Origin of the sequence: Frankia sp. R43 (assembly GCF_001306465.1) — a bacterium.
GTDB classification, from domain to species: Bacteria; Actinomycetota; Actinomycetes; order Frankiales; family Frankiaceae; genus Parafrankia; species Parafrankia irregularis.
In genome coordinates, this window is sequence record NZ_LFCW01000002.1 from 258403 (window position 1) to 285378 (window position 26976).

General features: G+C 70.8%; 20 protein-coding genes. 7 read left to right on the top strand and 13 right to left on the bottom strand.

Annotated features, from left to right (window positions below; all coding sequences use genetic code 11):
• Nucleotides 1–117: 117 nt before the first annotated feature.
• Both aceB and aceA read right to left on the bottom strand, forming a co-directional pair.
• On the bottom strand, nucleotides 118–1728 hold the full coding sequence (gene aceB / locus ACG83_RS08665) for a malate synthase A (protein ID WP_054565660.1): 1611 nt from the start codon (nucleotides 1726–1728) through the stop codon (nucleotides 118–120).
• Nucleotides 1728–3017 (bottom strand): isocitrate lyase, encoded by a 1290-nt coding sequence (aceA, locus tag ACG83_RS08670; RefSeq protein ID WP_054565661.1) that lies wholly within the window; start codon nucleotides 3015–3017, stop codon nucleotides 1728–1730. Before aceA ends, aceB begins: the two co-directional genes overlap by 1 nt.
• Nucleotides 3018–3308: 291 nt before the next feature.
• Here aceA and ACG83_RS08675 point away from each other — a divergent pair, with 291 nt between their 5' ends.
• Both ACG83_RS08675 and ACG83_RS08680 read left to right on the top strand, forming a co-directional pair.
• Nucleotides 3309–4709, top strand: a complete 1401-nt coding sequence (locus ACG83_RS08675; RefSeq protein ID WP_054565662.1) for a short-chain fatty acyl-CoA regulator family protein — start codon at nucleotides 3309–3311, stop codon at nucleotides 4707–4709.
• Between the two features lie 237 nt (nucleotides 4710–4946).
• Entirely contained in the window at nucleotides 4947–5711 is a 765-nt protein-coding gene (locus ACG83_RS08680) for an enoyl-CoA hydratase/isomerase family protein (RefSeq protein ID WP_054565663.1), read from the top strand.
• Between the two features lie 84 nt (nucleotides 5712–5795).
• Here the strand turns inward: ACG83_RS08680 and ACG83_RS08685 are convergent, their stop codons facing one another.
• On the bottom strand, nucleotides 5796–6611 hold the full coding sequence (locus tag ACG83_RS08685; protein WP_083473103.1) for a class I SAM-dependent methyltransferase: 816 nt from the start codon (nucleotides 6609–6611) through the stop codon (nucleotides 5796–5798).
• A 289-nt stretch (nucleotides 6612–6900) separates the two neighbouring features.
• On the opposite strand from ACG83_RS08685, the gene ACG83_RS08690 reads away from it, so the two are divergent.
• The gene (locus ACG83_RS08690; protein WP_054566503.1) at nucleotides 6901–7326 is read left to right on the top strand and encodes a VOC family protein; all 426 of its coding nucleotides are present in this window, start codon (nucleotides 6901–6903) and stop codon (nucleotides 7324–7326) included.
• 257 nt (nucleotides 7327–7583) lie between these two features.
• Here the strand turns inward: ACG83_RS08690 and ACG83_RS08695 are convergent, their stop codons facing one another.
• The 5 genes from ACG83_RS08695 to ACG83_RS08715 form a co-directional block, all read right to left on the bottom strand.
• Complete coding sequence (locus tag ACG83_RS08695) at nucleotides 7584–10970, bottom strand: pyruvate carboxylase (protein WP_054565664.1); 3387 nt, start codon at nucleotides 10968–10970, stop codon at nucleotides 7584–7586.
• 379 nt (nucleotides 10971–11349) lie between these two features.
• Complete coding sequence (locus ACG83_RS08700) at nucleotides 11350–12498, bottom strand: bifunctional 2-methylcitrate synthase/citrate synthase (protein ID WP_054565665.1); 1149 nt, start codon at nucleotides 12496–12498, stop codon at nucleotides 11350–11352.
• A gap of 35 nt (nucleotides 12499–12533) precedes the next feature.
• Nucleotides 12534–13427, bottom strand: coding sequence for a methylisocitrate lyase (gene prpB, locus ACG83_RS08705; RefSeq protein WP_054565666.1), 894 nt, complete (start codon nucleotides 13425–13427; stop codon nucleotides 12534–12536).
• 36 nt (nucleotides 13428–13463) lie between these two features.
• Nucleotides 13464–14972: an MmgE/PrpD family protein gene (locus tag ACG83_RS08710; RefSeq protein WP_054565667.1), complete on the bottom strand. Its 1509-nt coding sequence runs from the start codon at nucleotides 14970–14972 to the stop codon at nucleotides 13464–13466.
• Nucleotides 14969–15898, bottom strand: coding sequence for a 3-hydroxybutyryl-CoA dehydrogenase (locus tag ACG83_RS08715; RefSeq protein WP_304438427.1), 930 nt, complete (start codon nucleotides 15896–15898; stop codon nucleotides 14969–14971). The genes ACG83_RS08710 and ACG83_RS08715 overlap by 4 nt, the downstream gene beginning before the upstream one ends.
• Nucleotides 15899–16207: 309 nt before the next feature.
• On the opposite strand from ACG83_RS08715, the gene ACG83_RS08720 reads away from it, so the two are divergent.
• A complete protein-coding gene (locus tag ACG83_RS08720; RefSeq protein WP_369812867.1) occupies nucleotides 16208–17359 on the top strand; it encodes a chorismate-binding protein in 1152 nt (383 codons plus the stop codon).
• 84 nt (nucleotides 17360–17443) lie between these two features.
• Here ACG83_RS08720 and ACG83_RS08725 read toward each other — a convergent pair whose 3' ends face one another.
• The 5 genes from ACG83_RS08725 to ACG83_RS08745 are packed head-to-tail and all read right to left on the bottom strand — an operon-like array spanning nucleotide 17444 to nucleotide 22961.
• A complete protein-coding gene (locus tag ACG83_RS08725; RefSeq protein WP_054565669.1) occupies nucleotides 17444–18277 on the bottom strand; it encodes an enoyl-CoA hydratase in 834 nt (277 codons plus the stop codon).
• The gene (gene mmsB, locus ACG83_RS08730) at nucleotides 18274–19188 is read right to left on the bottom strand and encodes a 3-hydroxyisobutyrate dehydrogenase (RefSeq protein ID WP_054565670.1); all 915 of its coding nucleotides are present in this window, start codon (nucleotides 19186–19188) and stop codon (nucleotides 18274–18276) included. The genes ACG83_RS08725 and mmsB overlap by 4 nt, the downstream gene beginning before the upstream one ends.
• The gene (locus ACG83_RS08735) at nucleotides 19185–20312 is read right to left on the bottom strand and encodes an enoyl-CoA hydratase/isomerase family protein (protein WP_054565671.1); all 1128 of its coding nucleotides are present in this window, start codon (nucleotides 20310–20312) and stop codon (nucleotides 19185–19187) included. Before ACG83_RS08735 ends, mmsB begins: the two co-directional genes overlap by 4 nt.
• A complete protein-coding gene (locus ACG83_RS08740; protein ID WP_054565672.1) occupies nucleotides 20309–21448 on the bottom strand; it encodes an acyl-CoA dehydrogenase family protein in 1140 nt (379 codons plus the stop codon). The genes ACG83_RS08735 and ACG83_RS08740 overlap by 4 nt, the downstream gene beginning before the upstream one ends.
• Before the next feature lie 13 nt (nucleotides 21449–21461).
• A complete protein-coding gene (locus ACG83_RS08745) occupies nucleotides 21462–22961 on the bottom strand; it encodes a CoA-acylating methylmalonate-semialdehyde dehydrogenase (protein ID WP_054565673.1) in 1500 nt (499 codons plus the stop codon).
• Nucleotides 22962–23376: 415 nt separating this feature from the next.
• Between ACG83_RS08745 and ACG83_RS08750 the strand changes: the two genes are divergently transcribed.
• The 3 genes from ACG83_RS08750 (at nucleotide 23377) to ACG83_RS08760 (ending at nucleotide 26966) form a co-directional block, all read left to right on the top strand.
• Nucleotides 23377–24717 (top strand): LLM class flavin-dependent oxidoreductase, encoded by a 1341-nt coding sequence (locus ACG83_RS08750; protein ID WP_054566505.1) that lies wholly within the window; start codon nucleotides 23377–23379, stop codon nucleotides 24715–24717.
• A 64-nt stretch (nucleotides 24718–24781) separates the two neighbouring features.
• The gene (locus tag ACG83_RS08755; RefSeq protein WP_054566506.1) at nucleotides 24782–25966 is read left to right on the top strand and encodes a CaiB/BaiF CoA-transferase family protein; all 1185 of its coding nucleotides are present in this window, start codon (nucleotides 24782–24784) and stop codon (nucleotides 25964–25966) included.
• 1 nt (nucleotide 25967) lies between these two features.
• Nucleotides 25968–26966 (top strand): CoA ester lyase, encoded by a 999-nt coding sequence (locus ACG83_RS08760; RefSeq protein WP_083473104.1) that lies wholly within the window; start codon nucleotides 25968–25970, stop codon nucleotides 26964–26966.
• Nucleotides 26967–26976: the final 10 nt, after the last annotated feature.

Sequence of the window (26976 nt, forward strand, 5' to 3'; positions counted from 1 at the left end):
ATGTTTCCGCCAGCGTGTGGACCGAACCCTGGAAGAAGCCCGGTGGGGCCGGCCGGACCGCGTGGCCCGGCCGACCCCACCGGCGAGAGATCGCCGATGACGCTCCTGCTACCGGCATCAGACGTCGAGGAGATGATCCCGATATGCTCGCTCCGTGATGAAAGTGGGCAGGCTTTCATCCAGCGCCCCGAACCGGACGAGATCGCGCAGCACCCGGATACGACCTTCAGGAAGGTCCGTTCGGCCGCGGGCGAGGGCCGCGAGCGCTCGTTCCAGCTCGGTCGCGACGGACAGCTCCGTGATCGGTTGGCCGGTGTCGAGCGCCGTGCCGTGGTGTATCCACTGCCAGAGCTGGCAGCGGGAGATCTCCGCCGTGGCGGCGTCCTCCATCAGGCCGTCGATGCCGACGGCGCCCCTGCCGTCCAGCCAGGCGTCGAGGTACCGGACGAGGACAGACGCGTTGGTACGCACGCCCCCGACGGTGACCGCGCCGGGTGTCTTCCGGACCGCGAGCAGATCGACGGCGGTCACCTCGACATCGTTCCGGGTGCGATGCACCTGGTTGGGCCGCTGCCCGAGCACGGCCGTGAACGCCTCCCGGCAGGTCTCGACGAGGCCGGGGTGGGCCACCCAGGACCCGTCGAACCCGTCGGCGGCCTCGCGGTCCTTGTCGGCACGGACCTTCGCCAGCACCTTTCTGGACGCCTCGGGATCCCGGCTGGGGATGACCGCCGCCATGCCCCCGATGGCGTAGGCACCCCGGCGGTGGCAGGTCCGGACCAGCAGCTCGGTGTAGGACCGCATGAAGGGCACCGTCATGGTCACCTCGCCGCGGTCCGGGAGCACGAAATCAGGGTCCCGGCCGAAATTCTTGATGATGCTGAAGATGTAGTCCCAGCGCCCTGCGTTGAGGCCGGCCGCGTGCTCACGCAGCTCGTAGAGGATCTCCTCCATCTCGAAAGCGGCAGTGATGGTCTCTATCAGCACGGTCGCCCGGATCGATCCCTTCCGGATTCCCAGCGTGCGCTGCGCGAAGATGAAGACGTCGTTCCAGAGCCTGGCCTCGAGATAGTTCTCGAGCTTGGGCAGGTAGAAGTAGATTCCTTCACCGCGGCCGGTGAGCACCCGGGCGTTGTGAAAGAGGTACAGCCCGAAGTCGACCAGCGCGGCCGGCACCGGCTCGGCGTCGACCCGAATGTGGCGTTCGAGCAGGTGCCAGCCCCGCGGGCGGACCACGATCGTCGCGACCTCGTCGGCGAGCGTGTACTCCCGGCCATCGGCGGCGACGTGCTCCAGGGTGCCAGCGACGGCGTCCTTCAGGGTGATCTGCCCCTCGATGATGTTCGCCCAGGTGGGGCTGGTCGCATCCTCGAAGTCGGCCATCCAGACGTTGGCACCGGAGTTCAGCGCGTTGATCGCCATCTTCGCGTCCGGCGGCCCGGTGATCTCCACCCGCCGGTCGGTCAGGCCGGGCGCCGCGGGCGCGACCCGCCAGGTCGGGTCGTCGCGGACGTGCCGGGTCTCGGGCCGGAAGTCGAGACCGTCGCGGGCCGGGTCGCGCCGGTCCCGGGCCTCCAGCAAAGCGTTTCTGCGGGCCGCGAAAGCACGGTGCAGGTCCCGCAGGAAGTCCAGCGCCTGCGGGGTGATGATCTCGTGGTACCGCGGGCCGTCGTGGCCGCTGACGGTGACGTGGCGGGTGGCGGACGGGGTGGCTGCCAGGACGTTCATCAGAACTGCGCCTCCTCGGTCGACCCGGCCAGCGCCGTGGTCGAGGAATCGGGGTTGACTGTTGTGCTGATCACGTCGAAGTACCCGGTACCGACCTCACGCTGGTGGCGGGTGGCGGTGTAACCGCGGCCCTCGGCGCCGAACTCGCGCTCCTGCAGGCCGACATAGGCGGTCATGCCCTCGCGGGCGTAGTCGTAGGCCAGGTCGAACATCGAGTAGTTGAGGGCATGGAACCCGGCCAGCGTGATGAACTGGAACCGGTAGCCCATGGCCCCGAGCTCACGCTGGAACCTGGCGATCGTCGCGTCGTCGAGATGCTTGCGCCAGTTGAACGAAGGCGAGCAGTTGTACGCCAGCAACTGGTCGGGGAACTCCTTCTGGATACCCTCGGCGAACTGGCGGGCGATCTCCAGGTCCGGCTCGGAGGTCTCCATCCACAGCAGGTCGGCGTATTCGGCGTAGGCGAGACCCCGTTCGATACACGGCTCCACCCCGTTGCGGACATGGTAAAAACCCTCCGAGGAACGCTCGCCGGTGAGGAACCTGCGGTCGCGCTCGTCGACGTCGCTGGTGATGAGTGTCGCGGCCTGGGCGTCGGTGCGGGCGATCAGCACGCTGGGCACACCCGCGACATCGGCCGCGAGGCGCGCCGCGTTGAGGGTCCGCTCGTGCTGCCTGGTGGGGATGAGCACCTTTCCGCCCAGATGCCCGCACTTCTTCTCCGCGGCGAGCTGGTCCTCCCAGTGCACTCCGGACGCGCCGGCCGCGATCATCGCCGTCATGAGCTCGTAGGCGTTGAGCGGGCCGCCGAACCCGGCCTCGGCGTCCGCGACGATCGGCACCACCCAGTCCCGGGTCACGCCGCCCTCGGAGTGTTCGAGCTGGTCGGCCCGCAGCAGCGCGTTGTTGATCCGCCGCACCACGGCCGGCACCGAGTTCACCGGGTAGAGGCTCTGGTCGGGGTAGGTCTGGCCGGCCAGGTTGGCGTCGGCCGCGACCTGCCAGCCGGACAGGTAGATGGCTCGCAGCCCGGCGCGGACCTGCTGGACAGCCTGGTTACCGGTCAGCGCGCCGAGCGCGTGGACGTAGGGCGGGGCGTCGGCGGCCTGGCCGGTGATCAGATCCCACAGCCCGCGGGAGCCCCGATCGGCGAGGGTGTGGGCCTCCTGGACGGTGCCGCGGAGCCGGACGACGTCCGCGCCGCTGTAGTCACGCCTGACGTTCGTCCAGCGCGGGTCGGTCGACCACTGCCGCTCCAGTTCCTCGGCGGTGGGTGCGGTGTTCACCATTGCGGTCTCCATCCGGGAGTGTGGCCGGCTGACGACAACAAGCACACCGCCATTCGGGGAGGGCGGCCATGCACGTACTCGGCGAAGTTCTGCCAACCACATCCGATCGTGTTGCGAAGGCTGCGAAAGGTGCCACTGCATGTCCGGAAATGACGCCTCGATCGGCGCCGACGCGGGAACTCCGTGCCGTCCCCGCCGATCTCTGTGGTCATGTCATATCTGAGCTGCTTTGCGTGACGTTGCTCCCAGGCGTGTGTGGGCCGCGAACTCTTCAGGTTAAAGTTTTCGCCTGTGGACAAGGTTTTTGCTGGGACGCGACTGCGCCGACTGCGTGAGGAGCGAGGGCTGAGTCAGGTCGAGCTCGCCCGTGTCCTGACCATTTCCTCGAGTTATCTGAACCAGATCGAGCACGACACCCGGCCGATCACCGCCACCGTCCTGGTGCGGCTGGCCGAGATCTTCACCATCGATCCTGCGTTCTTCACCCCGCGGGAGACCGCTCGCCAGCTGGCCGAACTGCGTGAGGCGCTCCCGGAGGCGACCGGGGGGCAGGCGCTCCCCCTCAGCGATCTCCAGCAGGTCGCGGCTTCCATGCCGGAGGTGACCGATGCGGTGATCTCCCTGCATCGCCGCTACCGCGACGCGATGACCTTTCTGGAAACGCTCACCGACAGCAGGGTGGAAGCCCCGGTCCTGATGCCGCACGAGCAGGTCCGGGACTTCTTCTACCGGCGGCAGAACTACATCGACGAGCTCGACCGGGCGGCCGAGGAGCTGGCCTCGGCGATCGGGACCCGCCGTGGCGAGGTCCGGCGGAAGCTTCGGGCGCACCTGGAGGACCGCCACGGCATCCGCGTCGTCACAAGGCGCGGTGGCGAGCCTGGTGAGACCCACGTCTACGACGGCGGCGAGCGCACCCTGACGCTGGCCGCCGATCTCAGGCCGGGGCAGCAGGCGTTCCGGATGGCCACCCACCTGGCCTACCTGGAGGCCACCGAGAAGATCGACCGGGTTCTCAACGCGGAGGAATGGTCCGACGAGACCACCCGAGGGCTTGCCAGAATAGGGCTGGCGCATCACTTCGCCGGTGCCTTCGTGTTGCCGTATGGCCCGTTTTTCCGGGCGGTGGAGGGTATGCACTATGACGTCGAGGTGCTCGCGGAATATTTCGGGGTGGGCTACGAGACGGTGGCGCACAGGCTGAGCACGCTGCAGCGGCCGACCCAGCGGGGAGTGCCGTTCATCTTCGTCCGCGTCGACCGGGCCGGGAACATCTCGAAACGACAGTCCGCCACCGGCTTCCACTTCTCCCGCAGCGGCGGCACCTGCCCGCTCTGGAACGCCTACGACGCCTTCGCCGCCCCCGGACGCGTCAACGTCCAGGTGGCCGAGATGCCCGACGGGCAGCGCTATCTGTGGGTCGCCCGAACGGTGACCCGCCGCCGTGGAGGCTACGGGAGCGCGGCGAAGACCTTCGTGATCGGCCTCGGGTGCGAACTGCGCCAGGCGAGTCGCCTTGTCTACAGCAAGGGTCTCGACCTGGCCCGGCCCGAGGTGGTGCCGATCGGCCCCGGTTGCCGTACCTGCGACCGCGGTGACTGCCCGCAGCGGGCCGCACCACCGATCGGCCGGCCGCTGCTGGTGGACGAGTCCCGGGGGAGCTTCAACCCGTACCCGCTCCGGCAGCGCTGAGAACGGACGGCTCCGATTCCGCCGACGGGATGGGTCGGCGCGGCCCGAGGTGCTTCGCAGCTGCCAACTGTGGCTTTCCGAAGTTTGCAGATTGGCTTCCTCCCACGTCCGTCACCGACCGGCGAGAGTTGGGGGAGTCGAGCCCGAGGCAGAGCGGCTCCATGGGGCCGGGTCGGTCTCCATGCCCCGATTCACGTCCCTGGCGAGGCCCGACCGTCTCGCCCCTGGAGGTATCCGATGGTTTCGTCCGTATCTCAGGCTGAGCGGATCGCTGTCGTTGTCGATGGCGACGTGGCGGTCATCACCATCAGCGACCCCGACTCCTGCAACGCGCTCACCCTGCGCATGTGGCGCGAGCTGCAGGTCGCGGTCGTCGACCTCGACGCGGATCCGCGGGTCAAGGCGATCGTGCTCCGTGGTGAGGGCGCGGATTTCAGCTCCGGTGCCAACATCAAGGAGCTTCCGGATGATCCCGCCGCCTTCCACGAGGTACATCTCGCGACGGAACGGGCGATCGCCCGCGTGACCAAACCCGTGATCGCCGCGATCCGCGGGCACTGCGTCGGCGGAGGATGCGAGATCGCCGTGGCGGCGGATCTGCGTTTCGCGGACCCCTCCGCCGTCTTCGGCATCACCGCGAGCCGGCTCGGGATCGTCTACCCGGCCGCCCCGACGCGCAGGCTCGTCGACCTGGTGGGCCTCGGCGCGGCGCGCCGGATGCTCTACGGCGGCGAGTTGTTCGACGCCCGGTGGGCCGAGCGGGTCGGGCTGGTGACCGAGATCGTCAGCGGCGACGTCGACGCCTGTGCCGTCGAGTACGCACGGCTCCTGGCCACCAGGGCGCAGAGCACGATCAGAGCAGCCAAAGTGCTCACCGACACTGATCGCGCTGAACCTACTGCCGTACCGTGCGACCTCCGGCGTGACTACGTGGAAGGGCTCCGCGCCTTCCGCGAGCGCCGAGAACCTTTCTTTCCCTCGTCGATGGGGCCCGTCGACTGATCCGCTCCCCGTCTGGCCTTCGCCCCGACGAGTCCCGGGGAGCTTCAACCGCTACCCGCTCCGGCGGGACTTACGGGTCCGGTCCTACCCGCCGCCGAAAGCGTAGATCACCTTCGAAGCGAGGAGGTTATCCTCCTCGGTCCGTAGGAGATTGGTCAGCGCGGTGGTGTAGTCACGTTGGAAGGCCTGCTTCTGCGTCGGAGTGAGCGTCGCGACCGCGTCGTGGTGCGGACCGCGTATGTGAGCTTCCCAAGCATGCTCCAGATCCCCCAGGGCGAAGCGGAGGGACTCCTCCACAACGTTGGACGGGATGATCCCAGCGTCCAGGAATGCCTGGTGGCACCGTCTCCGCGTCCCGAGGGCAGCGGACGGATCGGTGAGGGTCAGCCCATAGCGGCGTGCGTGGCTCCGAAAGAGAGTGGCTGCGAGGGGAAACCCTTCTCTCATCGTGGAGAAGCCGACAAGGCCGCCGGGCGCCAGCAGCCGGCGCCACTCTCGCAGCGCGGCGTTAACAGACATGTAGAGCAGGCCTGCAGAACACAGGATCAGGTCGAACGAACCCTCCTCGAACTGGGGAAGGGCAGCGGCGTCTGCCCTGATCAGTTCGATGTTCACCAGTTTGGCCTTCACGATCGCGTCCCGGGCGCGAGTGAGCATGCCTGAGGAGATGTCAACGCCCACCACCTGGCCTGCCGGGCCAGTGGCACGGGCCGCGGCGATCGCGGCGAGCCCCGTCCCGGTTGCGGCATCCAGGATTCGCATTTCCGAGGTGGGGGCGGCGAGCTCGACCAGCCGCTCGGCGTACCGGACATGCCAGGAATGGTTGCTGTACGTCGTGGCACGCGTATCGAATAGGGTCTCGACCCTGTAACGGGAGTTGGAAGCAGCCACAAAGATCATTCTAGATTTCAGGCGATCACTCGACTGCCCTTCGCGCAAGTTTTTGGTGGTGGAGAACCACGACGTCGGCCTGGACGCGGCCGCGATGGTCCCACCGCGGTGGCCACCCTGCCTGATCGCCCCGTAGCTCCCTGCGGACGGCGCGAGTGGTCCGGCGCACCAGCGCACTGGGGCTACCCAGCCGGACGATCGGGAGATCGCACGGGATACTCAGGCAGCGGATCGTCAGGACCCGGGATTGACACCGGTCCGTGCTTTCGTCCGCGCCGGCCCGACCGAGGAAGAAGACATGATCAACGGCGCGCACGCGATCATCTACTCCGAGGATGCGACCGCGACGCGGGCATTCTTCCGGGACGTTCTGGCGATGCCACACGTGGATGCGCACGGTGGCTGGCTGATTTTCAGGCTTCCACCGGGCGAGCTCGGGGTGCACCCGGCCGCGACTCCGGATGCGGCCTCGGGCGCTACGCCGAATCCGGCCGCGGGCGCGCCCGCGCAGGTGCTCACAGCTCGGTCCGGACACACCGAGCTCAGCCTGACGTGCGACGACATCCAGGCCGCTGTCGCCGAGTTGACCGCCAAGGGCGCGACGTTCACCTCGGACGTCGTCGACCAGGGCTGGGGTCTGGCGGCGACCTTCGCGGTCCCGGGCGCGGGCGCGACGAGCCTGTACCAGCCGCGCCTCCTCAACGCACACGACCAGCCCGGATGATTCCGCCCGGCTGCGCCGCCGCAGCCGGGCCCGGCCCGGCGGCATGGCGGCAACGGCCGGACCACTCCACGAACCCGGCCGAGACCCCCGGCAGCCCCCGATTCACCTGGCGAGTCGCAAGAGCGAGGGATTTTGGTCGTTGCAACGACCAAAATCCTCACTTCTTGCGACTCGCCAGGCCCTTTTTGCCGCTCTTACGGTGAATTGTCGATCCGGCCGCGCGGGTAGGCGTCCGCGTGTGGCAGGGGCCCAGCGCCTCAGGAGCCCAGGACCAGCAGCAGGTCGCCGACCTCGACGGACTCGCCGCTGGTGCGGACGAGCTCGGTGACGGTTCCGGCGGCGGGACTGGTGACAGCGGCCTCCATCTTCATGGCCTCGATGACGGCGAGCTTCTGGCCCTTCTCGATCGTGTCACCGACGGCGACGGCGAACGTGACGATGCCCGGCAGGCCGGCGCCGACGTGGCCGGGGTTGCCGGAGTCGGCGCGCCGGGCCGCGGCGGCGGTGGTGGTGATCGACTTGTCCCGGACGCGGACGGGCCGGGGCTGGCCGTTGACGCGCAGGTAGAGGGTGCGCATGCCGGCGTCGTCGGGCTCCCCGATGGTCTCGAGCTCGACGATGATCTCGACGCCGGGTTCGAGGAAGACGTGGGCGGGGCGGCCGGGCTGCAGGCCGAACAGGAACGCCTCGGTGGGGATGACGGAGGAGTCACCGTAGGCGGCGACGGCCTGGGTGTAGTCCTTCCACGGGCCGGGGAACAGCAGCCGGGACAGAGCCGCGCGCCGGGTAGCGCCGGGGTCGGCGATGGCGGCGGCGTCGTCGGGGGCGAGGGTGGCGGCCGGTGGTTCGGGGTGGCGCCCGGCCAGTGCCCGCTCGCGGAACGGCTCGGCGAACCCGGCGGGCGGGGTGCCCAGCTCCCCGGCGAGGTAGCCCAGGACGCTCGCGGGCAGGTCGTACTCCTCGGGGTGGTCACGCAGCCGGTCGACGTCGACGGAGCCGCCGGCGATGTAGAGGGCGAGGTCGCCGACGACCTTGGAGGTGGGGGTGACCTTGATGGGCTTGCCGAGCAGCTCGTTGGCGACGGCGTAGCACTCGGTGACCTCGGTCCAGCGGTCGCCGAGGCCCAGCGAGATGGCCTGCTGGCGCAGGTTCGTCAGCTGCCCGCCGGGGATCTCGTGCCGGTAGACCGCACCGGTCGGGGCACGCAGCCCGGCCTCGAACGGCACATACAGGTCACGGACCGCCTCCCAGTACGCCTCCATCGCGGACAGGGCCGCCAGCGGGATGCCGGTGGCGCGGTCGGTGTGGTCGGTGGCGGCGACGAGCGCGGACAGGTTCGGCTGGCTGGTACCGCCGGACATCGGCGCGGCGGCGGCGTCGACCGCGTCGACCCCGGCCGCGGCGGCGGCGAGCAGGGTGGCGAGCTGCCCGCCGGCGGTGTCGTGGGTGTGCAGGTGGACGGGCAGGTCGAACCGTTCCCGCAGCGCGGTGACGAGCTGGCTCGCGGCGGCGGGGCGCAGCAGCCCGGCCATGTCCTTGATGGCGAGCAGGTGCACGCCGGCGTCGACCAGCTGCTCGGCGAGGCGCAGGTAGTAGTCGAGGGTGTAGATCTTCTCGCCGGGGTTGGTGAGGTCGCCGGTGTAGCACAGGGTGCCTTCGGCGAGGGCCGTGCCGGTCTCCAGGACGGCCTCGATCGCGGGGCGCATCTGCTCGATGTCGTTGAGCGCGTCGAAGATCCGGAAGATGTCGAGGCCGGTCGCGGCGGCCTCGGCGACGAACGCGCGGACGACGTCGTCCGGGTACGGGGTGTAGCCGACGGCGTTGCGGCCACGCAGCAGCATCTGCAGGCAGATGTTCGGCACCGCCGCGCGCAGGGCGGCGAGCCGCTCCCACGGGTCCTCGGACAGGAAGCGCAGCGCCACGTCGTAGGTGGCCCCGCCCCAGCACTCCAGGCTCAGCAGGCCCGGTGTCGCCTCGGCGAACACCGGGGCGGCGGCCAGGATGTCGAAGCTGCGCAGCCGGGTCGCCAGCAGCGACTGGTGCGCGTCGCGCAGCGTGGTGTCGGTGACCGCGAGCTCGGTGCGGGCCCGCAGGTCGGCGGCCCAGCCGGCCGGGCCGAGGGCGACAAGGCGCTGGCGCGACCCAGCCGCGGGGTTTCCGATCAGTCCCCGGGCGGGGAGTTTCGACCGCGGGTCGGTCAGCGCGCCGCCGGTGGGGCGGGCGTGACCGTTGACGGTGCTTTCGGCGAGCCGGGCCAGCATGCGGCTGGTCGGGTCGCTGTCGTCGGCCGCGGTCAGCAGCCCCGGCCGCTCGTCGATGAAGGAGGTCGTCACCCCACCGGCGAGAAACGCCGGATCAGCGAGAAGCCGGCCGAGGAAGTCGATGTTCGTGCGGACGCCTCGGATTCGGAATTCGCCCAGGGCACGGCGCGCCCGCCGGGACGCCTTCTCCAGCGTCGCGCCGCGCGCGGTCAGCTTCACCAGGAGAGAATCAAAGAACGGACTGATCTCGGCGCCGGGGTAGCTTGCGTTGTCGAGCCGTATACCGGGCCCGCCCGGAGACTGGTAGAAGGTGATCGTTCCGGTGTCGGGCCGGAATCCGTCGGAGGGGTCCTCCGTGGTCACCCGGCACTGGATCGCCGTCCCCCGCAGGCTGACCGCGTCCTGGGAGAGGTTCAGATCGGCCAGGCTCTCCCCGGCCGCGATCCGCAGCTGCGCGCCGACGATGTCGACCCCGGTGACCTCCTCGGTCACCGTGTGCTCCACCTGGATGCGCGGGTTCATCTCCATGAACGTGAACGTGCCGTCCGCGCCGACCAGGAACTCCACCGTGCCGGCGTTGACGTAGCCCACATGCCGGGCGAACCGCACCGCCGCGTCACACAGCGCGTCGCGCACACCGGCGTCCAGCGCGGGCGCGGGTGCGATCTCCACGACCTTCTGGTGCCGGCGCTGCACCGAGCAGTCCCGCTCGAACAGGTGGATCACGTTGCCGTAGGCATCGGCGAGGATCTGCACCTCGACGTGGCGGGGCCGGTCCACGGCCTGCTCCAGGAACACCGTCCCGTCACCGAAGGCCGCCGCCGCCTCGCGCGACGCGCTGGTCACCGCGTCGGCCAGATCCTCGGGCCGCTCGACCCGGCGCAGCCCGCGCCCACCGCCGCCACCGGACGCCTTCACGAACAGCGGGAAGCCGACCGCCTCGGCCGCCGCCGCGAAACCGGTACCGTCCGGCAGCGGCTCCGAGGCCCGCAGCACCGGCAGCCCCGCCGCGATGGCCGCGTTGCGCGCCGCCACCTTGTCACCGGTCAGCCGCAGAACCGCCGGCGGCGGGCCGACGAACGTGACACCGGCCGCCGCGCACGCCTCGGCGAGCACCGCCGACTCCGACAGGAACCCGTAGCCCGGGTGCAGGGTGTCCGCATCGGCGATCTTCGCGACCCGCAGCAGCGCGTCGATGTCCAGATATCCCCGGACGGGATGCCCCGGCTCGCACAGCTCGTACGCCTCGGACGCCTTCGTCCGGTGCAGCGCCGCCACGTCCTCCGGGGTGTAGACCGCGACGGTGCGCAGCCCCAGCTCATACGCGGCCCGGAACACCCGGACCGCGATCTCGCCGCGGTTTGCCACTAGAATTGTGCGCATAGTCATCCCGTTTCGAGGCTGTGAACGGTGAAGGCCGCCCTGAAGGCCACCTGCACGGAACGGCGCCGAAAATTATTTTCGTGTCGCCTCGCAGTCGCGGCACCGTGTGCCGCCGGCCGTGAAAGGGAATTCTCACCTCTGGCCGTGAGACGGAAGAGAATCGCCGTTGCGCGGGGCGGGCAGCCCGCGCCGGGCTCCGGGAGATCGGAGTTGCCGAGATCCCTCGGCCCGGCGCGGATGAACCAGCTGGCGAGATAATTTGTCCGCCAGGCCGGCGACCTGGCCACGGGTCCGCGTGGCCAGAGAACGGGGCGCCGCTGCGAGCGGGCGCCGCCGGCCGGTGGTGCGAACCCGGCCGGAAACGCGAACGGTCAGCCGGTCAGCCGGCGAGCCGGTGGGCGGCGAGGGGGACGCTGCGCTCGGTGGAGCCGACGTAGCTCGACAGCGGCCGGATGAGGGCGTTCGCGGCGAGTTGCTCGATGACGTGCGCGGTCCAGCCGGTGATGCGGGACATCACGAAGATCGGGGTGAAGGTCGGGATGTCGAAGCCCATCAGGTGGTAGGCCGGGCCGGTGGGGAAGTCGAGATTCGGGTGGAGGTTCTTCTCCCGGATCATCACGCCTTCCAGCGCCGTGTACATCGCCATGATGTTCTCGCCGGCCTCGCCCTTCGCCTTGGCGAGGCGCTCCAGCTCGGCGCGCATGGTCGGTACCCGGGAGTCGCCGGACTTGTAGACCCGGTGGCCGAAGCCCATCACCTTGCGCTTGTTCGCGAGGGCGTCGAGCATCCAGCGCTCGGCGTCGGCGGGGTCGCCGATCTCGTCGAACATGTGCATGACGGCCTCGTTGGCACCGCCGTGCAGCGGTCCCTTGAGCGCGCCGATCCCGGCGGTCACCGCGCTGTAGATGTCGGACAGCGTCGAGGTGACGACCCGGGCGGTGAAGGTGGAGGCGTTGAAGCTGTGCTCGGCGTAGAGGATGAGCGAGACGTCGAAGGCCCGCACGGTCTCCGCGTCGGGCACCTCGCCGAAGCACATGTGGAAGAAGTTCTCGGCGAAACCGAGGGTGGGGTCGGGCAGGATCGGGTCCTGCCCGCGGCGGCGGCGCTGGTCGATGGCGACCACGGTCGGCAGCTTGGCCATCAGGTCCAGTGACTTGACCAGATTGGCCTCGACCGTGGCGTCGTCCTCGGTGGGGTCCTGGGCGCCCAGGTAGCTGACGGCGGTGCGCAGGACGTCCATCGGGTGGCAGGTGTCGGGCAGCCGGGCGAGCAGGCCCATCAGGGTCCGGTCGATGCCGCGGCGGGCGCGTTCGGCGTCGGTGAAGCCGCGCAGCTGCTCGGTGGTCGGCAGCTCACCGTGCCAGATGAGGTAGGCGACCTCCTCGAACGAGCATTCGGCGGCGAGCTGCTGCACGGGGTAGCCGCGGTAGGTCAGCGAGTTGGTGTCGGGGTTGACCATCGACACGGAGGTGGTGTCGACGACGACTCCGGCCAGACCCTTGCGCACCGCGGTGTCGGTGGTGGCCATGGCGGTTGTCCTTCCAGACGAAAGACCCGGACCGGTCAGATCCGGAAGTTGAAGATGTTGGTGTCGAAACTGTTGTAGGAGGCGTAGTCGAGCAGCTCGTAGAGCCGGGCCCGGGTCTGCATCCGGTCGACCACACCGGCCTGGGTGCCCTCGGCGAGGATGGTCCGCAGGCCCTCCTCCACCGCGCCCATGGCGAGGCGCAGCAGTGTGACGGGATAGATGACCATGTTCACCCCGGCAGAGTGCAGGGTGTCGGCGGTGAGCAGCTCGCCTTTGCCGAACTCGGTCATGTTGGCCAGGATCGGCACGTCGAGGGCCTTGCGGACGGCTTCGAACTCGCCGGCGTCGGCCATCGCCTCGGGGAAGATCATGTCGGCTCCGGCGTCGACGTAGGCGCGGGCGCGTTCGATCGCGCCGTCGAGGCCTTCGAGCGCGCGGGCGTCGGTGCGGGCGCAGAGGACGAAGTTGTCGTCCCGGCGGGCGGCGACGGCGGCGCCGATGCGCCGGACCATCTCGTCGACCGGCACGACCGCCTTGCCGTCGAGGTGGCCGCACCGTTTCGGGTTGACCTGGTCCTCCAGGTGGCAGCCGGCGAGACCGGCGTCCTCCAGGGTCTGGATGGTGCGGGCGACGCTCATCGGCTCGCCGAAGCCGGTGTCGGCGTCGACGAGGGCGGGCAGGTCGGTGACCCGGGCGATCTGCCCGGCCCGGCCCGCCACCTCGGTGAGGGTGGTCAGGCCGATGTCGGGCAGCGCCAGGTCCGCCGAGAGCACCGCGCCGGAGATGTAGACCCCCTCGAAGCCGAGCTCGGTGATGAGCCGGGCCGACAGCGGGTTGAAGGCGCCGGGGAAGCGCAGCAGCTCACCGGAGCGCAGCGCCTCGCGCAGTGCGGCCCGGCGGGCGTGGGCGGGTGTTCTCGCGTGCAGCATGGGTGGACGTCCCCTCGCTTCTTGTGGTTCCGGGCCTTAGAAGATTCCCTCGGTGCCGCTGGCAGTCAGCGCTGGCGTGGGGGTGATGGTGAGCCCGGTGAGCTCGTCGGGTCGCAGGTCGGGCAGCCGGACGGCGGTGTCGAGGAACCGGTCCTGCTCCTCGGTGGAGAGCAAACCCTCGGCGAGGTGGCGGAACTTGCCGATGTACTCGTCCCGGCCGAAGGGGCGGGCGCCGAGCGGGTGGGCGTCGGCGACGGCGATCTCGTCGGTGATCGTGGCGCCGTCGGCCAGCTCGACCACGACCCGGGCGCCGAACGCCTTCTCGGCCGGGTCGGTGGAGTGGTAGCGCCGGGTCCACTCCTCGTCCTCCACCGTGGTGATCTTCTGCCACAGCGCGACGGTGTCGGGGCGGGCGGCCCGCTCGGGGGCGTAGGAGTGGGCGTGGTGCCAGTCGCCGTCCTGCAGGGCGACGGCGAAGATGTAGGGGATGGAGTGGTCGAGGGTCTCCCGGCTGGCGGTCGGGTCGTACTTCTGCGGGTCACCGGAGCCGGAGCCGATCACGTAGTGCGTGTGGTGGCTGGTGTGCAGGACGATCGAGCGCACCTGGGCGAAGTCGCCGACGCGGGGGCCGAGGCGCCGCGCCAGGTCGATGAGCGCCTGGCTCTGGTACTCGGCCGAGTGCTCCTTGGTGTAGGTCTCCAGGATGCCGCGCTTGGCCTCACCGGCCGAGGGCAGCGCGACGACATACTGGGCCTGCGGGCCGGAGAGCAGCCAGGCGATGAAGCCGTCCTCACCCTCGTAGGCGGGCGCTGGGGCGCCCTCGCCGCGCATCGCCCGGTCCACAGCCTCCACCGCCAGTTTGCCGGCGAACGCCGGAGCGTAGGCCTTCCAGGAGGAGATGATCCCCTTGCGGGACTGCCGGGTGGTCGTCGTGGTGTGCAGCGCCTGCCCGACCGCCTGGTGGATCGTCTCGGTCGGCAGCCCGAGCAGGGTGCCGATGCCGGCCGCGGCGGACGGGCCGAGGTGGGCGATGTGGTCGATCTTGTGCTCGTGCAGGCAGATGCCCCGGACGAGGGCGACCTGGATCTCGTAGCCGGTGGCGATGCCGCGCGCGAGGGCGTTCCCGTCCAGGCCCAGGTGCTGGGCGGTGGCGAGGATCGGCGGGATGTTGTCGCCGGGGTGGGAGTAGTCCGCGGCCAGGTAGGTGTCGTGGAAGTCCAGCTCGCGCACGGCCACGCCGTTCGCCCAGGCAGCCCATTCGGGGGAGACCCGGGTGTCCGGGGACAGGCCGAACACGGTCGCGCCGTCCCGCCCCGGTGCCGGGATGTGGCGCAGCGCCTGGTCCCGCGCGGCGACGACCGGCCGGCGGGCCAGTGAGGCGGCGGCGACACCGGCGTTGTCGATGACCCGGTTGATCACCATGTCGATCACGTCGGTCTCGACGCCCACCGGGTCGGCCGCGACGGCCGCGATCTTCCAGGCGAGCTGCTCCTCCCGCGCGAGCCGCTCCGCGCTGCGGTAAACACGGACCTTGTGGTCGATCATGCGCTCAGTCCTTCTTCCGCGTAGTCGTAGTCGGTCGATCCGGGATAGGGATGGAAGCCACGCCCGGACTTGCGGCCGAGCAGGCCGGCATCCACCATCCGTAGCAGCAGGGGCGGCGGGGCGTACTGGGGGTCGCGCAGCTCGGTGTACATCGACTCCGCCATCGCCGCCAGGATGTCCAGGCCGATCAGGTCGGCCAGTGCCAGCGGCCCCAGCGGGTGGGCGCAGCCCAGCGTCATCGCCGCGTCGACGTCCTGCGCGTCGGTGATGCCCGACTCGACCATCCGGACCGCGGCGAGCAGGTAGGGAACCAGCAGCGAGTTCACCACGAAGCCGACGCGGTCGGTCGAGCGGACGACCCGCTTGCCCAGCACCCGGGTCGCGAACGACTCCACCCGGTCGCGCACCAGCGCACTGGTGAGCAGCGACGGGGCCACCTCGACCAGGGGCATGACCGGCGCGGGGTTGAGGAAGTGCAGGCCCAGCACGTGCGACGCTCGGCTTGTCGCGGTCCCCAGCTTCATGATCGGGATGGTGGATGTGGTCGAGGCGAGAATCGCGGCCGGGTCCACCACGACCTTGTCCAGCGCCGCGAAGACCTCCCGCTTCAGCAGCTCGTTCTCGCTGACGGCCTCGATGACGAGCTGGCGGTCGGCCATGTCACCGAGATCGGTGGTGAACCGCAGCCGCCAGGCGGCCCGGTCCCGCTCCCGCCGGGAGAGCCGGCCCCGGTGCACCGCGCGCTCCATCGAGGCGAGGATCCGCCGGCGGCCGGCCTCCGCCGCCTGCCCGGTCTCCTCGCACACCAGAACCTCGAGGTCGGAGCGGACGCACACCTCGGCGATGCCGGCCCCCATCCGCCCGGCACCCACGACGCCCACCAGGTGGATGTCGCTCATTCCGGCGGGGCCCCCGTTCCTGCGCATCATCCACTCCGATCGTTTTCCGTGTTCGGCGAGTGCTGCCGCGGTGGTTAGCCGCTCGCGAAAGCGGATGGTCCTCGACCACCGCTGATGGTGGACCGACTTTTGCACGGCCGGGAAAGGCTCGTCCAGCCAAGCGAAGATGCGAAGGCCTGCAATCTTTCGGCCGCATTCTGCGAAGGTTGCAAAGGCGTAGTTTTCGATGGTTCGACGTTCGGTTCGGGCAGGCTGCCGACCAGATAGGTGAACCATGATGACAAGTGATCCGGTCAGACGTGGGGAGAATCACTGCGAGAAAGGCGCTCGGCAGTGGTGACGCGCCCCGCGCCCCATGCCGACGGGCAGCAGGGCCGCACCGCGGTGGGCCCGATCGCCGTTCGCGGGACGGGAGCACGACCGCGGTCGAGACCCGGTTCCTTCCTGCTCTGCGCCGGGCGCCTGGCCACGGGAGTCGCCGAGGTGACCGACGATCTCCGTGCCCTCGACCGAGGTGGCTTCTGGGGGGTGGTCCTGGACTTCGAGGGCAACGCCCGTTGTGTCCGCTTCCGGCAGGTGACGTCCGCACCGCCGCCGGCTGACCTGGCCTCCGCACCCTGGGCGGGCCCCCGCCCGGAGTCGTGGACCACCTCGCTGGACCGTAACGGCTATCTCGGCGGCGTCGAGGTGATCCGCGGTCATATCGCGGCCGGGGACGTCTACCAGGTCAACCTCTGCCGCGTGCTGTCCGCGCCGCTGCCCGGGCCCGGTGGGCACCGCCCTGACGCGGCCGCACTCGCCGCGGTGCTGGCCGCGGGCAACCCCGCGCCGCACGCGGTGGCGATGGACGTCGCCGAGGCCGGGCTGTGGGTGGTCGGCGCCTCGCCGGAGCTGTTCCTCGCCCGGCGCGGCGACCTGGTCAGCTCGGGACCGATCAAGGGCACCGGGCGAACCGCCGCGGACCTGCGGGCGAAGGACTACGCGGAGAACGTCATGATCGTCGATCTGGTGCGCAACGACCTCGGCCGGGTCGCCCGCCCCGGGAGCGTGACCGTCACCGCCCTGTGCGCGGTGGAGCAGCACCCTGGGCTCGTCCATCTCGTCTCGACGGTGCGGGCGAGGCTGGCGCCCGGCGCCGGCTGGGCGGAACTGCTCGCCGCGAGCATGCCGCCGGGATCGGTGTCGGGCGCGCCGAAGTCCAGCGCGCTCCAGATCATCCGCCGGCTCGAGCCGGTGCCTCGCGGCCCCTACTGCGGCGCGGTCGGCTGGGTGGACGCCGACCGCGGCGAGGGCTGGCTCTCGGTGGGGATCAGGACGTTCTGGCTCGACGGCGACCGGCTCCGCTTCGGAACCGGAGCCGGGATCACCTGGGGCAGCGACGCCGAGGCGGAATGGGACGAGACCCGGCTCAAGGCCGCCCGCCTGATCGGGCTGGCCTCCGGCGCGGGCGAGACGGCTGGTGAGCCGATGCCCGGCCGAAAGGCCTGACCCCAGGCGCAGGGCCCGCCTGACCACGGGCTGTGATCGGCGTGGTCAGGCGGGCTGGATGCGGCGGCTGGAAGTGCCTGGAGGTCACTCGTCGCGGAAGACGGGCCTGCGCTTCTCGGTGAAGGCGGCCATGCCCTCCTTCTGGTCGGCGGTGGCGAACGTCGAGTGGAACACCCGCCGCTCGAACAGGACCCCCTCGGTGAGGGTGGTCTCGAAGGCGCGGTTGACCGCCTCCTTCACCATCATCGCGGCCGGAGTGGACATGGCCGCGATCTTCTCGGCGACGCCGAGGGCCTCGTCCAGCAGGCTGTCGGCGGGAACAATGCGGGAGACGAGGCCGGCGGACTCGGCCTCGATGGCGTCCATCGTCCGGCCGGTCAGGCACAGCTCCATGGCCTTGGCCTTGCCGACGGCCCTGGTCAGGCGCTGCGAGCCACCCATACCGGGCATGACGCCGAGGGTGATCTCGGGCTGGCCGAACTTGGCCGTGTCGGCGGCGAGGAGGATGTCGCACATCATGGCCAGTTCGCAGCCGCCGCCCAGGGCGTAGCCGGCGACAGCGGCGATCAGCGGGGTGCGGACCCGGGTGAGCGCGTCCCAGCCGGCGAACCAGTCGGCGGCGAAGACCTCGCTGAACGACTGGGGCTGCATCTCCTTGATGTCGGCGCCGGCGGCGAACGCCTTCGCCGAGCCGGTGAGGACGATGGCGCCGATCGCGCGGTCGCGGTCGAGGGCGGTGGCCGCGGCGGTCACCTCCTGCATGACCTGGGAGTTCAGGGCGTTGAGCGCCTTGGGCCGGTTGAGCGTGATCAGGCCGACGCCGGGCCGTGGCCGGCTGACCAGGATCGTCTCGTAGCCGGCCGTGTCCGTGGTCGCGCCGCCGGCCGAGGTGGCGGCGTCGGTCGTGGGCGCGGTCATGAGGTCTCCTCGGGGTTGGCGGGCGCCAGGGTCCCTGCGCTGATCCCGGTGATGACGGCGGAGAAGTCGCGGCCCGGCCCGTCCTGCTCGACGAACGCGCGGTAGAGGTCGGTCGCGTGCTGGCCGAGTGGCAGGTTGGCGCCGACTGCCGCGGCGGCGCCGGCAGCGAGGCGCAGGTCCTTGAGCATGAGGCCGGCGGCGAAGCCGCCGGTGTAGTCGCGGTTGGCGGGGCTGGTCGGTACCGGGCCGGGGACCGGGCAGTTCGTGTTCAGCGCCCAGCACTGGCCGGAGGAGACCGACGCGACGTCGAAGAGGGCCTGGGCGGACAACCCGAGCCGCTCCGCGAGAACGAAGCCCTCACTGACAGCGATCATGGAGATGCCGAGGATCATGTTGTTGCAGATCTTCGCCGCCTGGCCGGCTCCGGAGGTCCCGCAGTGCACGACCCGGCGGCCCATGGCCTCGAGCAGCGGGGAGGCGGCGGTGAACGCGGAGTCGTCCGCGCCGACCATGAACGTCAGGGTGGCGGCCTGGGCGCCGACGACCCCGCCGGAGACCGGGGCGTCGCAGGTGGGGTGACCGGCGTCCGCGGCCAGCTTCGCGGCGGCGCGGGCCTCGCCGACGTCGATCGTCGAGCAGTCGACGAACAGCGACCCGGGCCGGGCGTGCGGCAGAATGTCGGTGTAGGCGTCGAGGACGTGCCGCCCGCTGGGCAGCATGGTGAGGACGACGTCCGCCGTCTCGACTGCGGCGGTGCCGCTGGGCGTGACGTCGAGGCCGGCGGTGCGGGCGGCGTCGGCCGCGGCGGGGACGGGGTCGAAGCCGACGACGCGGTACCCGGCCTTCGCCAGGTTGCCGGCCATCGGGCCGCCCATGTTCCCCAGGCCGAGGAAGGCCACTGTCGCGGTCATGCGCTCTCTCCCTGTTCGGCGGACGTCAGGTCGCCGGCGGGAGCGAGGTCGCCGGCCGCGGGCACGGCGAAGTAGGCCGCCACGGCCTCCTCGCCGACCGCGTCCAGAGTCGGCGGATTCCACCGGGGGTTACGGTCCTTGTCGATGATCTGCGCGCGGATGCCCTCACGCAGGTCATGGGAGCGCAGGCTGGCGCTGGAGACGCGGAACTCGACCACCAGCGTGGCCCACAGGTCCGGTAGGTCCGCCGCCGTGCGCAGCGCCCGCAGCGTGGCTTTGAGCGCGCTCGGCGACTTCCCCGCGATCGCGTCGGCTGCCGCCGCGGCGCCCGGGGAGCCGTGCGCCCGCAGCCGTGCGATGATCGTCTCGACGGAGCGTGCGCCGTAGCAGCTGTCGATCCAGTCCGCCGCCGCGGCCAGCGAGCTCGCCGTCGTCGCTGACGCCGTCGCGGTGAAGCTCTCGAGGATTTTCGCCGGGTTGGTGGCGTCGGCCGCTGCGACGAACGCCTCGACGAGGTCGGGGAGTCGCTCGCTCGGGACCACATGGTCGGCGAGACCGGCGTGGACCGCGTCGGCGCCGGAGAGCTGGCCGGTGGTCAGCGCGACGTGGGTGCCGGACTCGCCGGGCATCCGGGCGAGCAGCCAGGTGCCGCCGACATCCGGCACGAAGCCGATGCCGACCTCGGGCATGCCCAGCCGGGTGCGTTCGGTGACGACCCGGACGTTCCCGTGCGCGGAGATCCCGACCCCGCCACCCATGACCAGGCCGTCCATGAGGACCACATAGGGCTTCGGGTAGCCGGCGATCCGCGCGTTCAGCCGGTACTCGTCCGCCCAGAAGTCCAGCGTCCCGGTGCCGCCCGTGCGGGCGTCCTCATAGATGGAGCGGATGTCACCGCCGGCGCACAGCCCGCGCTCGCCCGCACCGTCGACGAGCACGGCGTCGACCTGGTCGTCGTGCTCCCACTCCCGCAGCGCGGCGTCCATCGCGCGGACCATGGCATGGTTCAGGGCGTTGATGGCCTTCGGCCGGTTGAGGGTGAGCCGGCCGACCCGGCCCTGGACGGACCGCAGCAGCTCGCCGCCTCCCGCCGGAACGGCGTCGGGTACGGTTGCGGGCGTCATCGGGCCGTCTCCAGCATGGAGCGGGAGACGATGACCCGCATGACCTCGTTCGTTCCTTCCAGGATCTGGTGTACTCGCAGGTCGCGCACGATCTTCTCCAGTCCGTACTCGCTGAGATAGCCGTAGCCGCCGTGCAGTTGCAGGGCCTGGTTGGCCACGTCGAAGCCGGTGTCGGTGGCGAACCGCTTCGCCATGGCGCACAGCCGTGTCGCCTCCGGCGAACCGGCGTCCAGCGCGTTCGCGGCGTGCAGCAGCAGGGTGCGGGCGGCCTCCAGTTCGGTGCCCATGTCGGCGAGGCGGAAGCGCAGCGCCTGCGCGTCGGCGAGCGGGGCTCCGAACGCCTCCCGGGTGCGCAGGTGGTCCAGCGTCTTCGCCAGCGCGTGGGCCGCGCCGCCGAGCGAACAGGCGGCGATGTTCAGCCGCCCGCCGTCGAGCGCCGCCATCGCGATCCGGAAACCGCCGCCCTCCGTGCCGAGCAGGTTCGCCGCCGGTACCCGCACCCTGTCGAGGACGACCTGGCGGGTGGGCTGGGCGTTCCAGCCCATCTTCGCCTCGTTCGGGCCGAACGAGAGCCCGGGGCTGTCGGCGTCGACGACGAACGCGCTGATGCCACGCGGCCCGTCCCCGCCGGTGCGGGCGAACACCACGTAGACGGCGGCGGAGCCGGCACCGGAGATGAACTGCTTCACTCCGTCCAGTACGTACTCGTCGCCGTCCCGGCGGGCACGGCTGGTCAGCGCCGCCGCGTCGGAGCCGGCACCGGGTTCGGTCAGGCAGTAGCTGGCCAGGTGCTCCATCGAGCACAGGTCAGGCAGCAGGCGGCGGCGCTGGTCGCCGTCGCCGAAGCGGTCGATCACCCAGGCGACCATGTTGTGGATGGAGATGTAGGCGGCGATCGTCGGGCAGCCGGTGGCGAGCGCCTCGAAGATCAGGGCCGCGTCGATGCGGTGCAGCCCCGAGCCGCCCACATCCTCGCCGACGCAGATGCCGCCCATGCCGATCTTGCCCGCGTCACGCAGGGTCTCGACGGGGAAGTGCTTGGCCTGATCCCAGGCCACCGCGTACGGAGCGAGTTTTTCCGCGGCGAAGTCGGCGGCCGTCTCGTACAGCGCCCGCTGGTCGTCGGTGAGAGTCATCGTGGCCCGCCCGTCAGCTCATGGTCGGGATGACGAAGCTGGCGTCCTCCCGCATGCCGCTGGGCCAGCGCGACGTCACGGTCTTGGTCTTCGTGTAGAACCGCACGGAATCCGGCCCGTGCTGGTTCAGGTCGCCGAAGCCGGAACGCTTCCAGCCACCGAACGTGTGGTAGGCGATAGGCACCGGGATCGGCACGTTCACCCCCACCATGCCGGTGTCCACCCGGGCGGTGAAGTCACGGGCGGTGTCACCGTCCCGCGTGAAGATCGCCACCCCGTTGCCGAACTGATGCTCGCTCGGCAGCCGCAGCGCCGACTCGTAGTCACCCGCCCGCACCACCGACAGCACCGGCCCGAAGATCTCCTCCTGGTAGATCCGCATCGTCGAGGTGACCTGGTCGAACAACGTGGCCCCGACGAAGAACCCGCTCTCGTAGCCGGCGACCTGGTGGCCTCGGCCGTCGACGACCAGCCGCGCGCCCTCGTCGACACCGATCTGGATGTAGTCCCGCACCCGGGCCGCGGCGGCCGCGGTGACCAGCGGACCGAAGTCGGCCTTCTCGTCGTGCGACGGCCCGACCCGCAGCGTCCGGATCCGCTCGACGAGCCTGTCGACCAGCGCGTCGGCCGTCGCCGCACCGACCGGCACCGCGACCGAGATCGCCATGCACCGCTCCCCGGCGGAGCCGAAGCCGGCGCCGACCAGTGCCTCGGTCGCCAGGTCGAGATCGGCGTCCGGCATGATGATCATGTGGTTCTTCGCGCCGCCGAAGCACTGCGCGCGCTTCCCGTGCGCCGCCGCCGTCGCGTAGATGTACTCGGCGATGTCCGACGAACCGACGAACCCGACCGCCCGCACCCGCGGGTCGGTCAGCAGCGCGTCGACGGCCTCCTTGTCGCCGTTGACCACGGTGAATACACCCGGGGGCAGCCCGGCCTCGGCGAACAGCTCCGCCAACCGCAGCGGGACGGACGGGTCACGCTCGGACGGCTTGAGGACGAACGCGTTCCCGCAGGCGATCGCCGGTGCGGCCTTCCACAGCGGGATCATCGCCGGGAAGTTGAACGGCGTGATCCCGGCCACGACCCCCAGCGGCTGACGCATCGAGTACACGTCGATACCCGTGCCGGCGGACGTCGAGTACTCGCCCTTGAGCAGATGCGGGATGCCGATCGCGAACTCGACCACCTCCAGCCCGCGCTCGATGTCACCACGCGCGTCCGGAATCGTCTTACCGTGCTCGGACGACAGCAGCCGGGCGAGATCGTCGATCTCGGCGCGGACCAGGTCGACAAACCGCATGAGCACCCGAGCCCGGCGCTGCGGGTTCCAGGCCGCCCACTCCGGCTGCGCCGCGGCCGCGCTCGCCACCGCCGCCGCCACCTCGTCCGCGCAGGCGAGCGGCACCCGGGCCGCGACCTGACCGGTGTTCGGGTCGAACACATCCCCGAACCGCCCCGAGATGCCCGCGACGGCCTTGCCGTCGATGTAGTGCGTCAGTTCCCGTGTCATCCCTGTGCCTCACTCCCAGCTTGCTTCCGGTTGCCCGGCCGTCGGGTCGAGCCGCGGCGGTCGCGACGCAGGCGCAACTGATATCACAGATATTAGGCCCGCGCATAGTTGGACGTCATAAGATCTTGTAGGTTGGCGTCGCTGCATGGGCTGTCGCGGCCCGCGGGCTCCCATCTCTTGACCGTCACGTCTACTGTGGTCACATATAGCAACGATCTCGGGTGGACGTGTCGCCATCTGTAGTCGCATGGCTCGTCTGCGGCCTCCGGGAAAGGTGGGCTGGTCTCGAATCTCCTTGCTGGCCGCCTTGACGGGGTGTTGTCCCGCACCGTCTAATCATTTGGCATCTGATATATCAATCTGGAGGGGACCTGTGCCGACAGGACGGGACGACCAGCTCACCCTCGTCGCCTTCATGCAGGCGTCGAACGTGTCGGTGTACTCGGGGTCGTGGCGGTACCCCAGCTCGATGCCCGACTTCCTCGACCTGCGCTACTACCAGCGCATCGCCCGGGTCCTGGAGGAGGGCACCTTCGACCTGATGTTCTTCGACGACCGGCTCGCGATGCCGTCGATCTACGGCTCCTCGCCGGCCGACGCCGTCCGCTACGGCGCTCGCCCGATCAAGATGGACCTGACCGCGGTGCTCGGCGCGGCCGCGGCGGCCACCACGCACCTCGGCCTGGGCGCGACGTACTCGACGACCTACTACCCGCCGTTCCACGTCGCGCGGACCTTCGCGACCCTCGACCACCTCAGCGGCGGGCGGGCCGCCTGGAACGTCGTCACCTCGGTGAACGACTCCGAGGCCCGCAACTTCGGCGTCGACGCGCACCTCGGCCACGACGAGCGGTACGACCGCGCGGAGGAGTTCATCGAGGTCGTCACCCGGCTGTGGGACTCCTGGGAGGACGACTGGGCGGTGCTGGACCGGGAGTCGGGCGTCTTCGCCGATCCGGAGAAGGTGCACGAGCTCGACCACCAGGGCAAGTACTTCTCCGTGCAGGGCCCGCTGACCGTTCCCCGGCCGCCGCAGGGCCGGCTGCCGATCATCCAGGCCGGGCAGTCCGGCCGGGGCCAGCGGTTCGCCGCCCGCTGGGCCGACCTGATCTTCACCGCGGACCCGAGCCAGGCCATCGCGGCCGAGCACTACCGGGGCCAGAAGGAGCTGATCGCGGCCGAGGGCCGCGATCCGGGTGCCGTCCGGCTGCTCCCGATGGCGTACGTGATCGTCGGTGAGACCGAGACGATCGCCCGGGAGAAGGAGGACATCTTCCTCAACCAGCTCGTGCACCCGATGGCCTCGCTGACGCTGCTGTCCGAGCTCACCAACCACGACTTCTCGGGCTACTCGTTGGATGACGAGGTCACCGACGAGCTGATCAATTCGGTCTCCGGCATCCGCGGGCTCGTCCAGGGCGTGAAGAAGCATCTCGGGGACGGCCCGCTGACGCTGCGGACCCTCGCCAGCCACCGCGCGACCCTGCTGCAGGGCCCGCGGTTCGTCGGCACCGGCCCGCAGGTCGCCGACCAGATGCAGGACTGGTTCGAAACCCGTTCCTGCGACGGCTTCGTCATCGCGGCCACCCACTTCCCCGGGGCGTTCGAGGACTTCGTCCGCCTGGTGGTTCCCGAGCTGCGCCGCCGCGGCCTGTTCCGGACCAGCTACACCGGCGCCACGCTGCGGGAGAACCTCGGCCTCGATCGGCCGGCGAGCACCTACGCCAAGCCGGTCGCCGGCGGCGTCCATGCCTGAGCCGCACGGACCGGTCCGCGCCGGTGCCGCCGGCCAGCCCGAGGACGGCACGGGCACGGGAAACATGCTCTCGGGGCTGCGGGTCCTCGACATGGCCTCGCTCGCGGCCGCGCCGCTGGTGGCGACCTACCTCGGCGAGTTCGGAGCGGACGTCATCAAGCTGGAGCAGCCCCAGGGCGGCGACCCGATCCGCGGCTGGGGGGCGCAGAAGGACGGCGTCGGGCTGATGTGGAAGAGCGTCAGCCGTAACAAGCGGTCGGTCACCGTCGACCTGCGGCTGCCTGACGGGCAGGAGCTGGCCCGGCGCCTCGCCGCGTCCTGCGACGTCGTCATCGCCAACGCCCGCCCGCACACGCTGCGCCGCTGGGGCCTCGACTACGACCGGCTGCGCGCCCTCGACCCGCGGATCGTGATGCTGCACGTCACGGGCTTCGGGCTGAGCGGGCCGAAGTCGAGCCGGCCGGGCTTCGGCACCCTCGGGGAGGCCATGAGCGGCTTCGCGCACGTCACGGGCCCGGGTGACGGACCGCCGACCCTGCCGCCGTTCATGCTCGCCGACGGTGTCGCCTCGCTGAACGCCGCCTACGCGGTGATGACCGCGCTCTACCATCGCGACGTGCACGGGGCGGGCGGTCAGCTGATCGACGTGAACCTGATCGACCCGCTGGTCCGCCTGCTCGAACAGTCCGTCCTGGCCTACGACCAGCTCGGTGTCGTCGCGCGGCGGTCGGGCAACCGCTGGGACATCTCCGCGCCGCGCAACACCTACCAGACCAAGGACGGGCGCTGGCTGGCGATGTCCGGCAGCGCGCCGACAGTGGCGCTGCGGGTCTTCCGCGCGATCGGCCGCCCGGACCTCGCCGAGGACCCGGACTTCGCCGACCCGGTGCGCCGTCTCGCCCGTGCCCGTGAGGTCGACGAGGTCGTCGCCGAGTGGGTCGCCGGCCAGACCCTGGACGAGGCGATGGCGGTGTTCGAACGCGACGAGATCGCCGCGGCACCGGTCTACGACGTCGTCGACCTGCTGGCGGACGACCAGGTCCAGGCCAGGGAGGTCTTCCGGCGCGTCCCCGACGCCGAGCTCGGCTCGATGCTCGTCCAGGCGCCGGTGCCCCGCTTCTCGGGCCACGACGGCCGCGTCGACAGCCTGGGCCCACGGCTGGGGGAGCACACCGCCGAGGTGCTCGCCGAGGTGCTCGGCCTGTCGCCCGCCGCGGTGGACGACCTGCGCGCCCGCGGGATCGTCTGAGATGACGAACGGAACCAGGCCCGACGGCCTGTCCACGGAAGGAGCGGCCACGGTGCCGGACGTGACCCCCGGACCGGGATCGCTGCTGAGGCGGTCCGAGCTCGCCACACCGGCCACCAACGACCGGATGTTCGCCAAGGCGGCGGCCTCCGACGCGGACCTGGTGTTCCTCGACCTGGAGGACGCGGTCGCCCCGGCCTACCGGGAGGAGGCCCGGGGCAAGGCCGTCCGGGCGCTCAACGAGCTGGACTGGGGTGCGACCGCGCGGTCGGTGCGGATCAACGGCATCAGCACCCGCTGGGCCTACGGCGACATCATCGAGATCGTCACCGGAGCCCGGGAGAACCTCGACGCGCTCATCGTCCCGAAGGTCACCGCCGCCCGCGACGTCTGGTGGGTCGACACCCTGCTCACCCAGCTCGAGGAGACGATCGGGCTGGCGAAGCGGATCCGGCTGGAGGTGCTCATCGAGGACGTCGCGGGCCTGGCGCACGCGGAGGAGATCGCGCTGGCCAGCCCGCGACTCGACGCGCTCATCTTCGGTGCCGGTGACCTGTCGGTCTCGCAGCGGGCCCGGGTCGACACCAACTTCCAGCCGCGCGACCCCTACCCCGGCGACTTCTGGCACGGGGCCCGGCTGCGGATCCTCACGGCGGCGCGCATCGGTGGCCTGCGGGCGATCGACGCTCCGTTCCCGGACTACAAGGACGGCGCCGGGTACGAGCGGGAGGCCCGGTGGGCCGCCGCGCTGGGCTTCGACGGCAAGTGGGCGATCCACCCTTCGCAGATCGACATCGCCAACGAGGTGTTCGCCCCCAGCGTCGAGGAGGTCGTCCGGGCGCGCCGCAACCTGGCGGCGTACCGGGAGGCCGAGTCACGCGGCCTCGGGGCGACCGGCGTCGACGGCCAGCTGGTCGACGCCGCGCACGTCAAGCTCGCCGAGACGGTCCTGGAACAGGCCGGCGAGATCGAACGCCGGACCGGGCGGACGCTGGGATAGCCCCGCGGCC

What these genes read in the sequence shown, in the direction of transcription:
- aceB (WP_054565660.1), bottom strand. Translation starts at nt 1,728, where the DNA reads ATGAACGTCCTGGCAGCCACCCCGTCCGCCACCCGCCACGTCACCGTC.
- aceA (WP_054565661.1), bottom strand. Translation starts at nt 3,017, where the DNA reads ATGGTGAACACCGCACCCACCGCCGAGGAACTGGAGCGGCAGTGGTCG.
- ACG83_RS08680 (WP_054565663.1), top strand. Translation starts at nt 4,947, where the DNA reads ATGGTTTCGTCCGTATCTCAGGCTGAGCGGATCGCTGTCGTTGTCGAT.
- ACG83_RS08685 (WP_083473103.1), bottom strand. Translation starts at nt 6,611, where the DNA reads ATGATCTTTGTGGCTGCTTCCAACTCCCGTTACAGGGTCGAGACCCTA.
- ACG83_RS08690 (WP_054566503.1), top strand. Translation starts at nt 6,901, where the DNA reads ATGATCAACGGCGCGCACGCGATCATCTACTCCGAGGATGCGACCGCG.
- ACG83_RS08695 (WP_054565664.1), bottom strand. Translation starts at nt 10,970, where the DNA reads ATGCGCACAATTCTAGTGGCAAACCGCGGCGAGATCGCGGTCCGGGTG.
- ACG83_RS08700 (WP_054565665.1), bottom strand. Translation starts at nt 12,498, where the DNA reads ATGGCCACCACCGACACCGCGGTGCGCAAGGGTCTGGCCGGAGTCGTC.
- prpB (WP_054565666.1), bottom strand. Translation starts at nt 13,427, where the DNA reads ATGCTGCACGCGAGAACACCCGCCCACGCCCGCCGGGCCGCACTGCGC.
- ACG83_RS08710 (WP_054565667.1), bottom strand. Translation starts at nt 14,972, where the DNA reads ATGATCGACCACAAGGTCCGTGTTTACCGCAGCGCGGAGCGGCTCGCG.
- ACG83_RS08715 (WP_304438427.1), bottom strand. Translation starts at nt 15,898, where the DNA reads ATGCGCAGGAACGGGGGCCCCGCCGGAATGAGCGACATCCACCTGGTG.
- ACG83_RS08725 (WP_054565669.1), bottom strand. Translation starts at nt 18,277, where the DNA reads ATGACCGCGCCCACGACCGACGCCGCCACCTCGGCCGGCGGCGCGACC.
- mmsB (WP_054565670.1), bottom strand. Translation starts at nt 19,188, where the DNA reads ATGACCGCGACAGTGGCCTTCCTCGGCCTGGGGAACATGGGCGGCCCG.
- ACG83_RS08735 (WP_054565671.1), bottom strand. Translation starts at nt 20,312, where the DNA reads ATGACGCCCGCAACCGTACCCGACGCCGTTCCGGCGGGAGGCGGCGAG.
- ACG83_RS08740 (WP_054565672.1), bottom strand. Translation starts at nt 21,448, where the DNA reads ATGACTCTCACCGACGACCAGCGGGCGCTGTACGAGACGGCCGCCGAC.
- ACG83_RS08745 (WP_054565673.1), bottom strand. Translation starts at nt 22,961, where the DNA reads ATGACACGGGAACTGACGCACTACATCGACGGCAAGGCCGTCGCGGGC.
- ACG83_RS08750 (WP_054566505.1), top strand. Translation starts at nt 23,377, where the DNA reads ATGCAGGCGTCGAACGTGTCGGTGTACTCGGGGTCGTGGCGGTACCCC.
- ACG83_RS08755 (WP_054566506.1), top strand. Translation starts at nt 24,782, where the DNA reads ATGCTCTCGGGGCTGCGGGTCCTCGACATGGCCTCGCTCGCGGCCGCG.
- ACG83_RS08760 (WP_083473104.1), top strand. Translation starts at nt 25,968, where the DNA reads ATGACGAACGGAACCAGGCCCGACGGCCTGTCCACGGAAGGAGCGGCC.